Genomic DNA, 15,808 nt, shown 5'->3' on the forward strand with positions numbered 1-15,808 from the left:
GTGTCGAAAGACAAACCCCTCAAGCCCACCTTCTCGAAGGAACTGAAGCGATCTGGTTGCAAGGCGCAGAAGCGTTTCACCAAAGCATTTGAAAAGTCTCTTGCCAAGCATAAGAGCGTAGAACGCGCCTACGAGAAAGCAGAGAAGAAGCTGGCGAAGAAGTACGAGCTACGCGGCGGCAAATGGCGACGCATCAAAGAGGACGCGCCCGTCAAGAGTTCAGCACCCAGCACGAAGGGTAAGAGCAAGACTTCTGCGGCTGATACCAAAAAGGTCGAGAAGAAAAAATCAGAAGACAATAAAACAGCTACTCTAAAGAGCAAGTCGAAGAAGACTGAACTTAAAAAGGCATCTGACAAAAAGGCTGAGAAGAAATCCCCGGTAAAGAAGACAGAGAAAAAGTCTGCTGCGTCCTCGAAGAGTGATAAGAAGGCTGATAACAAGAGCGCTACCGCTAAGACTAAGACGAAGAAGCCAAAGAACAAGGCATCTGAAAAGCCTGCCAAGTCTTCGAAGAAAGAATCCACGAAAGACAAGAAGAAGTCTGCTGCGAAGCCGGCTAAGCCCACGCGCAAGACCAAGATTGCGGATTTTGTCTCTGATCCTCTTGAGACTCTCACCGCAGAGACTGAACCAGACGCTGTAGTAGAGACCGCTCCCGAGGCTGGCGAACAGCTTGAGGTTCTTGACGTGGAGAAGCTCGAACCGGCTGAGCTTGAGGGCGCCGATAAATTTGAGTCAGATCCCATTGAAGCCATTGATGCTGAGTCTGAAGTCGTCGAGGGAGACGCAGTTGCACCCGAGGAGCCTCAGCTTGCCACCAAGAACACTCCGGCGGAATCTAGTCTGGCAGATCCTGCCCCGGCTGAACCCGCTACCGCTGAGACCGTGCGTCCTTTGCAATCCATGACCCGCGTTGAGCTGTACAAGATCGCCCAGCAACTCAAGTTGACGGGCCGTTCAGCCATGAATAAGGAGCAACTGCTGATTGCCGTTGCAACTGCTCGCGGTCAGGTATAACCTCCGCCCTTGAAACCCACCGAAATTGTCGGAATTTATGGCGTATGTAGCCCCAAAATGCCATAAATTCCGACAAGTTCGTAGGTGGGAAGGGTAAAAGACCACCCCTTCTTGGTGCTTGTGAGCTGTGATACTAGAATGAGCGTATAGATACCGGTTCACAGCAAAGGGGCAAGGAAATGACGAACTCACAGCAGACGCACGAAGAATCGGGCACTGCCCTTGCCCGCATCACCCTCAGCGGCGCTACTATCACCGCAAATAGCGCAGAAGCCGAGGCGTTGGGCAAGTTCATCACCCACATCGCTGAGGCAGCCCGCGCGCTCTCGCATGCTATGTCTGAAGACCGCTACGAGGATTCCCGTGATGCCCACGGACGCGCCACTAAACGCAAGGTCAAGACCCAGCCGATTCTCTTGGAAGGTATCGAAGCCGGCAAGCAACTGAGCCTGGTTTTTCGTGCTCCGCAGCCCCTGCCGCAGCAACAGCTCACAGGCGGTGTTGAGGAGCATCTGCCCCTTGAAGATTTAGCTGAAAACACTATCGAATCTGAGGCACTGCGCACCGTGTTCGCCACCTTTAGCCGCGCATCCGCCAGCGATGCCATCGATGCCGAAGAGTTACTTGAACCCCTTGAAACCCCTACCGTGCGCGAAGCAGTACGACGCGCCGTTGCAGTACTGCATCACCAGGGCTGGCAGGTGCGCGGCAGTATCGAGCAGAAGAACCGCGTCCGCGAAGATGTGAAGCTGAACGCTCGCGGTCTGGCGCGCCTAGAAGAGGCTCTGAAAGCTGACCTGATCGGTAAATACCGGGCACAGCTACGCGGCACCATCGACGGGCACAAGAACTCCAATAACACCATCTATTTTCGACCTAAAAATGCTGCGCAAAGCTGGTCTACCGTGGCGGCTACAGACGTTATCTTTGCCGAAGCTGCCCGCATCTCGTTGGATGTGCAAAACACCGTAGACATCACCGTTGAGTTTGAGCCTAAGCCCGATAAGCACGGCAATCCAACCGAGCGCGTGGTTAAACGCATTGTCTCCATTGATAAGGTGTACCCGAGCAAGGGAGAGCCCCTTTTCTAGTCTGCCTTAGAAACACGAGGAAAGGGAGCTTGTGAAAAATGCCCCTGCTGCATCATTGATTAATAAAAAATAAGCTATCTAATCACGGGTTAGATAGCTTATTTTTTAAGTGTTTGCGCTAAGGAATTTTCTATAGCTTCTTACTGCATCCACCAGTAAGTAGGTGGATATTGCAGGAACTATTAAATTTGCTAACAGAGCCATTCCTTGGAAATCTGAAAAAATAATTACTGCAACTGCTGCCACAAAAGAAATAATAAAAAGCAGAAAGGACGACAAAGCTGCTAGTGCCCACCGAGATGCTTCTGTATTGTTAAACATGGTTCTCCAGGGTGAAGTGGTGAGCAATAGCTACAATGACCTTTGCAACAGCTGCGCTCACGCCGAGAGTTGCCGCTACACAACCAACTCTCTCCCCAACCTCGAGGGATGATTTGGGGTTTTCCTGGCAAGTTAAGATGAACTTTTCCAAATCATTTTCAAGGTCGGTAAATTTTACATCTGTTGCAGCGCTTGAATGTAAAATTCTATCTCTATATGAGGAAACAGCTATGGTTGAATCTGTATTTTCGTAAACAAGGGTCTCTATTGAGTCTTGAACCTTGAAATCTGAATCATATATAACGGTAAGACCACTCAGCTTACTCGATGACTCACCTGTGATGGGGACGGTCACGCTGTAAAATTTCTTCTCTGTACCGACTTGAAGAACTGTGGTCTCGTTAGTTTTAATACTTTCCTCTTGGGTTTTTGTTTTAATATCTCCGTTACTTAAAGATTGTAGCGTTTTTTGGGTTAAATCTTGCTCTAGCGTTTTATCTGTTACTGGCACCAAGACAGCTGAAGAACTGCCAATGAGCTGGGCGTGGGCAGGGCTGCTCAGTAATGGAATTGCTAGGCAAAGGGAGAACAAAAGTGATAATAAAGGTTTGAGAAAAACCTCATGGTAGATAACCTCCTATTTGGGATCTAGAAATGTTCTAGAGCATGGGTTGAACCCAACTTGACTTGAAGAAGGATTACTTCTGTGACCACATCCTAATAATTTTTTAAGGAACTCAAAGTTTTTATTGAAAATTAGGTCTTTCTACATTACTGCAGGGCAACCCAACTGAGTGCGTCATCAAGCGTATTGTGTCTATCGATAAGGTACACCAGGGGCAGGGCGCACGCCTCTTCTAAGGCGCGTCCGTCCCCGGCTTTCTTGCCTTACAGCCCTACCTTGCCGGTCAGGCGTCCGTGGAGTTCTTCTGAGCGGGCATTCAGACCCTTGACGTCTACCTGTTTGCCGAGTTTGGCGTATTTGGCGGTAACGGCGTCCAAGGTTGAGACGGTGGAGGCATCCCATACGTGTGAGCCGCCCATATCAATGATGACCCGATCAGGGTCGGCTGAGTATTCAAAGAGGGTGTAGAGGTCGTTGGACGAGGCAAAGAAGAGCTCACCGTTGACGTGGTAGGTGACGCTCTTCTGGTTGGTGGCAAGAACCCTGTCGAGGGAGACAAAGTGGGCTACTCTGCGGGCAAAGAAAGCCATGGCAGTGAGGATGCCCGCGCCCACGCCGAGCGCGAGGTTGTGGGTGAGCAGGGTGAGTACCACGGTGATTACCATAATCAGGGTTTCACTGCGCGGCATGACCTTGAGCGTTGCCGGGCGAACGGAGTGCCAGTCGAAGGTAGTCAGCGATACGAAAATCATGATTGCTACCAGCGCTGCCATGGGGATCATTGCCACAATATCGCCTAAGGTGAGCGAGAGAACCAGAATGAAGAAGCCCGAGAAGAAGGTTGAGATGCGGGTGCGGGCGCGGGCACCGTTGACGTTAATCATGGTTTGGCCGATCATGGCGCAGCCACCCATGCCGCCGAAGAAGCCGGTGGCGAGGTTGGCAACGCCCAGCCCCCATGATTCACGGGTTTTGTTGGAGTGGGTGTCGGTGATGTCGTCCACGAGTTTGGCGGTCATGAGCGATTCTACGAGACCGACGAAGGTGATGCCCAGGGCGTAGGGTGCGATAACGTGCAGGGTCTCACCGTCGAGGGGAACATTGGGGAAGAAGAGGGCGGGCAGCGATTCGGGCAGCTGACCGTAGTCACCGACGGTGGGCACCCGAGCACCAGCGAGTACAGCGAAGACGGTGAGCACCACAATGACAATGAGCGGAGCGGGGATTGCCTGGGAGAGCTTGGGCAGACCGAAAACAAGCAGGACGCCCACTGCCACCATGGGGTAGACCAGCCAGGGAACATCGATAAGCTGCGGCAGCTGGGAGGAGAAAATGAGAATGGCGAGTGCGTTCACAAAACCGACCATGACCTGCCGGGGGATAAAGCGCATAAGTTTGGCGACGCCCACAGCTGCGAAGATGATTTGCAGGACGCCGGCGAGCAGCACGGTTGCTACCAGGTAGTCGGTGCCGTGGCTGGCAACGAGGGGTGCGATGACGAGGGCGGTTGATCCGGCGGCGCCTGAGATCATGGCGGGGCGACCACCGGTCACCGCAATGACGATTGCCAGAATAACGGAGGTGAAGAGCCCTACTTGTGGGTCAACCCCGGCAACGACGGCGAACGCTAACGCTTCTGGAATGAGCGCTAGCGAGGTGACTAGACCCGCCAGTATCTCGATAAAGAGTAGGCGTGGGTTGCGCAGGGTACGGGGTACGGACTGGCGTTCAAGGGGCGCGAGGGCAGAGGACGTCATAAAAACTTTCGGTAGTGTGTACTGCGTGGTGAAGGTTGGTAGGTTAGCTCAGGGTCGCTGCTGCTTCGAAAATCATCCAGGCTTGTAGCTGGGGTGAGAGTTCAACGCGCGCGCCGGGCACGAGGGCGTCTGAGGCGTGTTCAACGGGGTTGGGTGAGAAGAGCGCCACTGATTCCCCTTGGATTTCGGTAACATCCACCCCCGCCAGATTGACCTGGAGGTTGGGGTCGAATTCGCGTCTGCCCATCCACAGCACCCGGGCGGTATCACAGACCAGGGTACGTGCCAGAGTGCGGGTTTGCTCATCGACCAGGGGTGAGCGAGCAGCCTCTGCCAGGTAGCGGGTGAGAATACCGGTAAAGAGCCCACCGTCACCGTCGCCGAAGGTTTTGAGTACCTGCACAGTCTCAGCCCCGGTATCAAAGGGCTGTGTGAATTGCCGCGCCACACCCTCAACAATTGCGCGGGCGTGCTCACGCGCGTCCTGCAACGAACCAATATCACCGGCTTCTACCGGGCGGACGCGCTCACTCACCTGAGCGGCAAGGGCAAGAGTAGCAGCCAATACAGGCCCGGAGTTATAGGAATAGGCAGCTGACTCTAAACGGGTAGACTCCACCGAACCGCCGATCATGCGCAAACCATCACGGTAAATGCCCTCATCAGCGTCCCAAAGACGGGTACGCAACCACCCCAAGAGTTCGGCAGCGTCTTCTAAACGGTGAGCGCGGGCAAAAGCTAGGGCAATAGGCGCAGTCGCCGGAGTGTTTTTAAAATCCCTCGCCTTAGACCAAAAAGCGCCACCGCCCAACTCATCATTGCAAGCCTCCGTCAGCTGAGTATACAGGGTTACCGCCGCGTCCTGCGCCCTCACATCACCGGTGCCGTGCAGGGCAAGATGCAGACGATTCATACGCTCTAGAGCTAGGGTCAGCCACGCCATATCGTCATAATAATCATTGATCACGGTGCCGAAATTGCGGGCAGTAATACCCCGCTGCAACGCCTGCGCCCGCTGAAGCCACTGATGCGCGTCCTCACGCTGATGAGCACGCAAACACCTGAAACCGGCGTCCACCGCGTTATCCAAAAAATGCGCCTGCCACCAGTAATGCCAGTGCTTAAACTTATCACCCCGCGAGCGACGATCAGGGGCTACCACCTTACCCAGCAAGGTACCAGGAACACCCAAGACACGGGTGCCAAAATGGTGCATCACAGAGCGGGCAGCAAGATCAGAGTACTGAGAAAAATCAGTGGTCATGGGTTTCTTTCAAACGTAAAGGGGGGGGTAAAAAATCTCAAGAATGTATTGTACGGGTCGCAAGATTCTCAGGAGCAAGCAAAAGCTGCCTCTTGTTGGTAATGAGTGTATCCTCACCAGTGATGGGGTGGGTAAAACTGACCGTGCGCGCTAGCAACTGAAGGGGCAGCTCAGGTTCATCATCGGCAACGGGCAGCACCTGCGGGTAGAGCACATCCCCAGCAATGGGGGTGCCCAGCGCCCACAGATGCGCTCGCAACTGGTGGGTCTTGCCGGTGATCGGTTCCAAGAGGTAGTGGCTAAGGACGCCAGTGGGCAGAGGGAGCGCTGGGTTCGCCGCAGAGGTTGCAGGCAGGACGCCTGTGGGCAGCTCGTAGGTAGCCAAGCACGCGATACGGGAGTGAGCGTTAGCCACCTGACCCGCGGCGGCAGTCTCTTGGGCGCTGGTCTGACTCACCTGCAACTTGCCGTGCTCTTTTTCAATACGGGTGCGTAGCTCGATGCTTTCTCCGGGCGCTAGTGGCTGACCCGCGGCAACTGCCTCGTAGGTTTTACTAACCAGCCGGTTTTGAAACATCAGCTGAAACGGCGCACGAGCCTCCACCGTCTTCGCGAAAAGCACCACCCCGGCGGTGGGTCTATCTAGCCGGTGAATGGGTATGAGCAGCGGGTTTTCTTCACGCACCCTCAACTGGGTGAGAGCCGTATGCGCTACGAAAGAACCGTTAGGTGTGGTCGGTAGAAAATGCGGTTTATCAACAGCAAGCACCCACTCATCTTCATACAGTACCGGCATATCAAAAGGAACCGCCCGCTCGGTGGGTAGCTCCCGGTAGTACCAGATTTTCTGCCCCACCAGCGGAGCCTCGGGCGCAATGTCAGCCCCGGTGGAATCCCTGACTTCGCGGGCATTAAAACGGGCACGAATAATAGCGGCATCGTGCGGGTAAAAACGGTTAACCAGATAGTCAAAGACGCAGGACGCCCCAAAGGTGTCGGTGGGCCTTGGCGGTTGAGCGGCAGCTGCCTGCTCTGGGCTCTCACCGGCATGAGGCAGCAACAAAGCCACCGGGTCTATCCCGGCGCGCTGGGGTAGGGGCGGGTTTTTATCGTGGCGGGTTATTCGTCGAGCTGACACGCTCACCAGTTTAGCCGCAAGCGCTGAGACTGCGCGCGTCCGCCCACCGTGTGACCACGCTCTGCTCTAGTGACCGCAATAAACGTGGTGACTAGAGCAGAACCCGGTCACTGGTGAATCTAGCGTGGTCACACCGTAAGGGGACAGAGCAGGGCAGGGGGCGGGGAAAAGAACCGGTCACTAGGTGCGCAGGTTGCGTCCTCGATACTTGCTGGTTCTGGAGCAGCAGCGCTCGCCAAAATAAGAAAAATAAGAAAGAATAAGAAGAAATAAAAAAGAATAAGAAAGAACCTTTACATGTCTAATCCTTTTACGCCTTCCTTCGGAGTAACTCCGCCTTTGTTGGTGGGCAGAGACAATATCATCGCTGACTTCGAGGAGGGGTTAGCTGATGGGGTGGGCTCGCCATCGCGCGCTATGCTCATTACCGGTACGAGGGGCTCAGGTAAGACGGTCCTTCTCAACGCCCTAGAAGATGTGGCGCGTCATCACGGTTGGCTGGTTATTTCATTGACCGCCCGTAAAGGTCTGTTGGATGAGCTGACTCAAGATATTCTCCCTTCGGCTCTTGCCCGCTACCGCGCGTCCGCTCAGCGATCTATCAAACAGGTGAGCGCCACTGTTCTAGGGGTAGGGGCGGGAGTTACCCTCAACGACTCGCCACAAGCAGCAAGCGGGTTGCGCACCAGTCTCTTTGAACTAACCGATATTTTTACAGAACAGGGCGCTGGGGTTCTCATTACCGTCGATGAAGCCCACCGAAGCGCGGTCGATGATTTGCGGCCGCTCACCCAAGAAATACAACACGCTTTTAGACGCGGTAAGAATATTGGCTTTTGCGCTGCCGGTCTACCTGAGGCTGTGAGTGACCTTCTCAATGATGAGGTACTGACCTTCCTACGCAGAGCTGAGCGTGTTGAGCTAGGAACTGTCAGCAGCGAAGATATAGAGCAGGCGCTTTCTATTCCAGCCTCAGCTAACGGACGCGATTTTGCGCCCGACGCCTTGGCTACGGCAGTGGAAGGTACCCGCGGGTATCCGTTTCTGATTCAGAGCGTGGGGTTCGAGTGCTGGAGGGCTTCTCGTGGGGCTGAATCGATTGGCAAGCAGCAGGCAGTAGATGGCGTGAAAGCTGCTACTCGACGGGTGGGGCACCTGGTACACGAGCCTGCCCTAGCAACGCTCTCTAACGTTGATAAGAGTTTCTTGGCGGCGATGGCTGTTGACTCCGAATCCAGCAGAGTCAGCGACATCATTGAAAGATTGCAGATCAGTAACCAGTACGCTAATACCTACCGCCGCCGTCTCATGGAGTTTGAAATCATTTACTCACCTCGGCACGGCTACCTCGATTTTACGATTCCCTATTTGCGTGAGTATCTGCGCGAACACGCAGCCAGTGAACATTTTCTCTCTTAGCCTGTCAGCACCGCGTCTGCGTGCGTCCGCCCACCGTGTGACCACGCTCTGCTCTAGTGACCGCAATAAACGTGGTGACTAGAGCAGAACCCGGTCACTGGTGAATCTAGCGTGGTCACACCGTAAGAGGGCAAATGTAAGGGGGGGCAGGGGAAGAAACGGACGCCCCACCTAAACCTGCTCCCCGTACATCACTTGGCACTGGGGGCAGCGGTAGCTGATACGCGAGGTGGTGTCTTCGGTTTGGACGTAGCGGTCCACCCCGAACCTTTCAGCCCCGGTGCCCAGATTTGAGATTTCTTCACGGATAATGGGCCTACCGCAGCGGTAGCAGGCTCGCCCGCCGCGTCCGTAGCACCACAGGGGCTCACGGTCGGTGCGGGTGACACGTTTGGGGCGCATGCGGTTGGCTACTAACAGCAGGTGAGCAATTTCGATGACGCGCGGCAGATCGGGCACGCTACCCACCGGACTCATAGGGTGAACCCCTGCTAGAAAGAGGGTTTCGGCGCGAAAGATGGTGCCGATGCCTTGCAGGTTTTTTTGCTCCAGCAGCGCCGGGCCAATGGGGCGCTCCGGTTGCGCCAGGAGGTTTTCTAGAGCGAGGGCAGGGTTCCAGTCGGCGCCCAGCAAGTCCGGACCCAAGTACCCCAGCCTGTCGTTTTCTTCTGTAGTGGGAAAGATTTCTAAGAGTCCCAGGGTAAAGCCCACTGCCGAGACGGGCGTGCTGCCCTGCACGAGCTGCCCGCTGGCGTCCTGCCGGGCGTTAGCGTTCACAACGGCGCGTGCCAGATGCGCGGGGCGTTTCCAGCGGGCGGGGTTACCGTTATCATCGACGCCATAAACATGCCAGATGCCGTCCATCTTGAGGTGGGAATGGACGCTATGCTCGCCGATGCGCAGGAGTAGGTGCTTGCCGACCGCTAAAGCACCGTGAATGCGCTGCCCGGAAAAGTCATATTCGGCAACATTCGGGTAGCGAAAACTGGTGCTGTGGGCGATGCGTCCTGCCAGTGCCTTGTGTAGGCTGCGGGCTTGCCGCCAGACGGTATCTCCTTCGGGCATGTGTTCCTTCTTCATAAATTACAGCGTTTAACTTAACCAGCCCTGTATAAACCGCATCAGGTGAAGTCACTTATATAAGTTTGTGTCTTATCCGTAAACGTCTTGTGGACTTTCCTGGGGACACTCTGGTATGTTGAGAGTCCCTTGTTGTTGTATGAATCTTTCCCCAGATTCGATACCAGGAGGTAACCATCATGGTTACATCTATTGTGTACTACATCATTGCGGCTTTTGCGGTAATGACTGTAATTGCCTCGTTTCAGCAAGTGTTGCGAGCGGTGCGTGAGTTCCGTCAAGCAATAACTGAGTCTGAGACCGATGCGCCGGTACTTGGCTAATCCCCAATAGCCTTCAAGTACCTGGGTACACGTAGGTAAATAATTAAATATATCCCCTCATCAGCGCGACCTTGCTTCCCTATCTAAGGTCGCGCTGATTCTTTTAAAATCTAGTGAGTGCCTTGCTTTAGTAGTCTTTACGCATGCGTAGACCTTTGGGGGTGGGGTAGAATCCCGAGGCGAGAAGCCCGGCACGCAGGGTAGTGACCGGGTGCTCGGTGGGGGCTTCTTGCCCTTGTTCGCGTGCGGGCAGGGGGTCGGGGGTATCGAGAACACTGAACCCGTTGACTTTTTCAATCATGATTTTCTCTGCGGCACCGCGACGCACCAGTTCACCGATCAACGGGGCTGCGACTTTGACGCGGTCAGTATCTTCGGTGAAAATCAGCATGGTTTTGCCGCCGCGTTCTACGTAAAGAGTGAGTTCCCCGTCTACGAGCACCACGGCAGCGCCAGCTTTGCGTCCGGGTTTGTGACGGGTTGCGGTGCTGGTTTCCTCTAGGCTTTCTGCCCCGGCAATGGGCGTGGACGCGCCGTCCAGCGCCGGTGCCTGTGGCCAGGGCAGGGCTGCCCCGTAGGGGTTGGCGGGGTCGGTGGCGGCGAGGAAGGTAACGGTGCGAGTGTGCCTATCGTCGCCAGAATCCTTGTCGTAATCGCGCAGACGATCCACTGTGTTGGCGGTGGAGAACTGCGCCGCACCCAAGCCTTCAATAAAGTAACCGCGGCGGGCAAGACCCTTTTCTTCGGCGGCTGAGAGCACCCGGTAGATGCTGGTGAAACCACCTGGGACGTCTTCGAGGGCTACCGCGCCGCGGGTGAGAACACCGTAACGGTCCATGAGTAGCTCACTGCGGGCATGGGCTGCGATGGTGCTATCGAGTTCTTCGGCGTAGACCCGTGACCAGCGTCCTGCATCAATGGGCGCGGCAACGGGAGTCTCACCCAGAGAACCGAAGCGGGAGGCACCCCCAAAGCGTGAACCCGAGAGACGGGCAGCGCCACGGCGCATACTCACCGAGCGGGCACGGGGGGCTGGGGTAGTAACCTTGTGAGCGGTCGAGCCGCCGCTCAGTAAGGCGCGTACGGGGGCGAAGGTGTCGTTTGTAATGAGACCTGCCCAAATGAGGTTCCAGAGCGAGCCTGAAATGTCTTTGAGTGTCACCGTTGCGCTATCACCCAGCCTGCCCTGCAGGGCGGCTTGTATCTGGTGAATAAAAAGACCGCCTGAGCCCAACACCTCATAGACCGCTTTATCTAGCGGGGCGAGGGCGTTGAATGCCGTGATGCGTGCCTGTTCATCGGGCAGAGTAAGAGAAGATGCTTCGCTCAGATGCAACGATACCCAGCCGTCACTACCGGCAAGCTCGCCATCACCAATCCACAGAACATCCCCCGAACTCATGGCTTGATCAAGCAGAGCCGGGCTGTAATCTTTCACGCGCGAGCGCAGCACCAATGGTTCGAGTGCCGAGGCGGGCAGACGGACGCCGGCGAGCTGGTCGATCACGGTGAGAAGACCGTCGTAGCCGCTGAGCATGCTGCTTTGATCCTGTGTTACCGACGATTTGATGCCACTGACGGGTGTACCAAAGGTGCCGGGGGGCTGTTGGGCTTCGGTGAGCTTCCAGGTTTCAACGTGCTGCCAGGGAGGTAAGAAGCGTCCGTAGATATGCGGGGCGACGGGTTCTACGTCTTGGCGCAGAATAGCAAGCGAGCGTGAGCGGAGGGTGCGTAGTACCTGGGCATCGACCCACTGGGTGGCGGCGCTACTGATGGGAGCTGGGGGTGCTGGCGAGTCGGCGGCGCGGGTTGCGGTGAGCTCTTCATGGAGTTCATCGGGTAGAAAATCCCCCGAGAGCACGCGCCTGTCTGCCGCCAGGGTACGCAGGGCGGTATCGACAATGGCAACGCCCAGCCCTAAGGACGCGCCGGCTTGGGCTGCGGTGAAGGGCGCGTGGGTACGTGCGTAACGGGCGACCAGGTCAAGCAGGGGTTCTTTGACCGGTTCGAGGAAGGCGAGCGGTACGCCCATGGGCAGGGGCACACCCAGTCCGTCGCGCAGTCTGGAGGCGTCCTCGATGGCTGCGTAGTGGGTAACCCCGTGCAGGTTAAAGCGCAGGGCGCGATTGCTACCGACCAGTTCATCGAGGAAGGCTTGGGTGGTATCGACCGACACTGTTTTTTCTGTTGTTTCCAGCGGCTGATCTGCTTCTGCCTCTTCACCGCTCCCTACCGTTTCTGGGAGCTCAAGGGCGGGCGCGTCCTCATCTTTGAGTCTTGCTGCCAGCGAGGTTGCGGTGAGCGGCCCTAACAGGCGTAGCAAGTCGGCGGTGCCTTCCACCCCGCGGTAACGGTAACCGGTGGCGGTGTGCTGCAAGCGGGCTTCGGTGGAGCGAATAACGTTGGCATCGAGTAGCTCGCGCAGTTCATCGCGTCCGAGCAGTTCAGTCAACAGCGCCGGGTCAAGGGATAGGGCAGCGGCACGGCGTTCTGCTAGTGGGGAGTCGCCCTCGTAGAGGAACTGGGCAACGTAACCAAAGAGCAGGGTACGGGCGAAGGGGGAGGGGGATTCTGTCTCGACCTCCACCAAACGCACGGTGCGCGCATCAATGTCTTTGTGTAGCTGGATGAGCGCGGGCAAGTCGTACACATCTTGCATACATTCGCGCACGGTTTCCAAAATAATGGGAAAGCTCGGGTACTTGCGTGCTACATCGAGCAGCTGGGCTGATCGCTGACGTTGCTGCCACAGGGGTGTGCGCCGACCAGGGTCTTTACGCGGTAGCAGTAGAGCGCGGGCGGCACACTCCCTAAATCGGGAGGCAAAGAGGGCAGAAGAGCCCACCCCTTGCATGACGATATCCTCAAGCTCATCGGCGTCAAAAAGAAAAATATCGGCACCGGGAGGTTCGGCTTCCATTGCCGGTATGCGTAGCACGATGCCGTCATCAGCTGCCATCGCCGAGGCATTTACCCCGTATTGGGCTTCTACTCGCTGACCCACAGCCAGCGCCCAGGGAGCGTGTACAGGCATGCCCAAGGGTGAGTGGAGAATCAACCGCCAGTCACCGATTTCATCGCGAAAACGCTCTACCGTGAACTGAATATCGCTCGGCACTGACCCCACAGCCTCTATCTGGGCGCGTACGTAGGCTTCGAGGTTGTCGGCAGCCCAAGTATCAAGCCCGGTTGCGGTCAGTTTCGCGCGCGCGTCCTGGGGCTTGCTAGTGAGATCGGTGGCGAGCTCGCGGGTGAATTTGCCGAGTGCTCGCCCCAGATCAACCGGACGTCCGCCGCCCTCACCGTGCCAAAACGGCAGCTTGCCGGGTACACCTGGGGCGGGGGTGACGCTGACGCGGTCGTGGCTGATATCTTCAATACGCCAGGACGAGGCACCGAGAGCAATCACGTCACCGGCACGCGATTCGTAGACCATTTCTTCATCAAGCTCACCCACTCGCTTGGGTGCTTTAGAGTCTTCAGAACCGACAATGTACACGGGGAACAGACCGCGGTCTGGAATGGTGCCGCCTGAGGTAACCGCCAGTCGCTGGGCGCCCTTGCGGCCTTCGATGGTTCCGCCATCACGATCCCAGATGATGCGCGGACGCAGCTCAGCGAACTCATCGGAGGGGTACTTGCCGGTCAGTAAATCGAGGGTCGCCTCAAAAGCCGAACGCGGCAAGGTCGCAAAAGGTGCAGTATTCCGCAGCGCCTCAAACCAAGCCTCAACATCAATGGGCCCCAAAGCGCACGCCGCTACCGTTTGCTGGGCGAGAATATCCAGCGGATTTGCCGGAATGGTCAGCGGCTCAATCGCCCCATCAAGCATGCGGCGAACCGTCACGGTAGCGTTCAGCAAATCGCCGCGATGCTTGGGGTAGAGAAAGCCCCTCGACACTTCGCCGACCTGGTGCCCGGCGCGTCCCACCCTCTGCAAACCCGATGCCACCGAAAAGGGCGCTTCAACCTGCACCACAACCTCAACGGCACCCATATCAATACCCAGCTCTAGGGAGCTGGTCGCGACCACGCACTTGAGCTCGCCAGATTTCAGGGCGTTTTCAATGATTTCGCGCTGGTCTTTAGCCACCGAACCATGGTGGGCACGCGCCAGCACCGGGGCAGCGGTATTTTCTGCTGGGGCGGACGCGCGCGCCCGATTCTCGGTTTTCTGGGTGAGTTTAGCGTCGTGGTCGGGGTTTTCTAACCGCACTGAGTCCTTCGCCAGCGCCTGCGCTAGAATCTCTGTCACCGACTGCGGCTCGCCCCCGCGCGAGTGCGCCTCCTCGTTCATGCTGCTACGATCGCGTACCCTCGCCGCGTAAATCTCGTTCAGGCGGGCGGTGAGCTTTTCAGCTAAACCGCGCGAATTGGTGAACACAATCGTTGATTGATGGGCTTCCACCACATCAACAATGCGTTCTTCAACGTGGGGCCAGATGGATGCCTGGTACCCACCGGTATCGGGGGCGCTACCGAGGGCAGGCGACGACTCGAGAAGCGTGCCACCGGTGAGGGCGTCATCGGCAGCGTCCTCGCCCTCCTCCATATTTTCAATAACGAAACTGATCGGGGTAAAGGCGTCCTTATGTTCAGCCAAAGGAGCTGCGGGGGTACTAATACCCACCGCATCGGCGACATCGGCGGGCATGGATATTTTCTCAGCCGAAGCAGTGCCAGCAACCGAGGCTGAATCTTCACGTCCTGACGGTGGAACAATACCCAGCGACTCAGCCAAGGTGATCCCGGGAGCGGTTGCCACCCCGTGAGAACCCTCGACCGCATCAGCCAAAGAATCCTCACCCACCACCCCGTCATCGAAGGTAAAAGAAGGCGACGCCTCGAACGCCATATCGCGGGCGATAGCGCGCTCCACCTCATTGCGCGCCGCACGCGGAACCTCCAACTTACTACTCACTGGAGCTGGGGTGAAAGCATTATCACCCTCACCGTACGCATTCGGTCCGCCCAGCACCGTCATATCCGGCACCGGCACACTCACCGTTAAATCCCACTCTTTCTCACTCGGCGGACGCACCACATCAACCGGCGCCGTACCGCCCAGAAAACGCGCTACTGTCTCAACCGGCTCAACCGTTGCAGAGAGCCCAATACGCTGAGCGGGAGTCTCAAGAATCTGATCCAACCGCTCCAAGGTCACCGCCAAATGCGCCCCGCGCTTAGTACCAGCAACCGCGTGAACCTCATCAATAATGACCGTATAAACCCCGGTGAGGGTCGCCCTCGCCTTAGAGGTCAGCATCAAATAAAGAGACTCGGGGGTAGTAATCAAAATATCCGGCGGATGCGCAATCAACGCCCGGCGTTCTTTCGCCGGAGTATCACCGCTACGCACCCCCACACTCACCTGCGGCGGCACCTGCCCGTACTGCTTAGCGGTCTGCGCGATACCAATCAACGGCGCTCGCAGATTGCGTTCCACATCGACACCCAGAGCCTTCAGAGGCGAAATGTAGAGAACCTTGGTGCCCGTATGGACGGGGGCGCGCGCGTCCTCGGTCTCCTCAGCGCGTGCGTCCTCGCCCCCGTGGTACAACCTATCCAGTGCCCACAAAAAAGCAGCCAGCGTTTTACCCGAGCCGGTGGGTGCCACAATGAGGGCGTGCTTACCTGCCGAAATAGCATTCCATGCGCCCTCCTGGGCAGCAGTGGGAGCAGAAAAAGCACCCGTAAACCAGGTGCGAGTACTGGGCGAAAAATTATCAAGGGCACTGACCATACCCTCTATTATGGCAGTGCAGGAGCC

10 protein-coding genes are annotated in these 15,808 nt (G+C 56.7%); 4 read left to right on the forward strand and 6 right to left on the reverse strand.

Translation table 11 applies throughout. From position 1 onward, the window contains the following. Entirely contained in the window at positions 1-1,020 is a 1,020-nt protein-coding gene (locus JTP09_RS10400) for a Rho termination factor N-terminal domain-containing protein (protein ID WP_204878181.1), read from the forward strand. 179 nt (positions 1,021-1,199) lie between these two features. After that, positions 1,200-2,111, forward strand: a complete 912-nt coding sequence (locus JTP09_RS09300; RefSeq protein WP_204878182.1) for a hypothetical protein — start codon at positions 1,200-1,202, stop codon at positions 2,109-2,111. A 313-nt stretch (positions 2,112-2,424) separates the two neighbouring features. On the opposite strand, the gene JTP09_RS09305 is transcribed toward JTP09_RS09300, so the two are convergent. From JTP09_RS09305 to JTP09_RS09320, 4 genes are all read right to left on the reverse strand, one after another. After that, positions 2,425-2,943, reverse strand: a complete 519-nt coding sequence (locus JTP09_RS09305; protein ID WP_204878183.1) for a hypothetical protein — start codon at positions 2,941-2,943, stop codon at positions 2,425-2,427. 377 nt (positions 2,944-3,320) lie between these two features. Beyond that, entirely contained in the window at positions 3,321-4,814 is a 1,494-nt protein-coding gene (locus JTP09_RS09310; RefSeq protein WP_204878184.1) for a SulP family inorganic anion transporter, read from the reverse strand. A gap of 43 nt (positions 4,815-4,857) precedes the next feature. After that, a complete protein-coding gene (locus JTP09_RS09315) occupies positions 4,858-6,078 on the reverse strand; it encodes a glycoside hydrolase family 76 protein (protein WP_204878185.1) in 1,221 nt (406 codons plus the stop codon). A 37-nt stretch (positions 6,079-6,115) separates the two neighbouring features. Next, complete coding sequence (locus JTP09_RS09320) at positions 6,116-7,216, reverse strand: pseudouridine synthase (RefSeq protein WP_204878186.1); 1,101 nt, start codon at positions 7,214-7,216, stop codon at positions 6,116-6,118. 297 nt (positions 7,217-7,513) lie between these two features. Between JTP09_RS09320 and JTP09_RS09325 the strand changes: the two genes are divergently transcribed. Then, positions 7,514-8,635 (forward strand): ATP-binding protein, encoded by a 1,122-nt coding sequence (locus tag JTP09_RS09325; protein ID WP_204878187.1) that lies wholly within the window; start codon positions 7,514-7,516, stop codon positions 8,633-8,635. A 171-nt stretch (positions 8,636-8,806) separates the two neighbouring features. Here JTP09_RS09325 and JTP09_RS09330 read toward each other — a convergent pair whose 3' ends face one another. Then, the gene (locus JTP09_RS09330) at positions 8,807-9,700 is read right to left on the reverse strand and encodes a DNA-formamidopyrimidine glycosylase family protein (protein ID WP_204878188.1); all 894 of its coding nucleotides are present in this window, start codon (positions 9,698-9,700) and stop codon (positions 8,807-8,809) included. Positions 9,701-9,894: 194 nt separating this feature from the next. On the opposite strand from JTP09_RS09330, the gene JTP09_RS09335 reads away from it, so the two are divergent. Beyond that, on the forward strand, positions 9,895-10,038 hold the full coding sequence (locus tag JTP09_RS09335) for a hypothetical protein (RefSeq protein WP_204878189.1): 144 nt from the start codon (positions 9,895-9,897) through the stop codon (positions 10,036-10,038). Between the two features lie 127 nt (positions 10,039-10,165). On the opposite strand, the gene JTP09_RS09340 is transcribed toward JTP09_RS09335, so the two are convergent. After that, entirely contained in the window at positions 10,166-15,781 is a 5,616-nt protein-coding gene (locus JTP09_RS09340) for a DEAD/DEAH box helicase (RefSeq protein WP_239479157.1), read from the reverse strand. Between the last annotated feature and the right edge of the window lie 27 nt (positions 15,782-15,808).

The organism is Rothia sp. ZJ1223 (genome assembly GCF_016900985.1).
In the GTDB taxonomy this organism is placed as follows: domain Bacteria; phylum Actinomycetota; class Actinomycetes; order Actinomycetales; family Micrococcaceae; genus Rothia.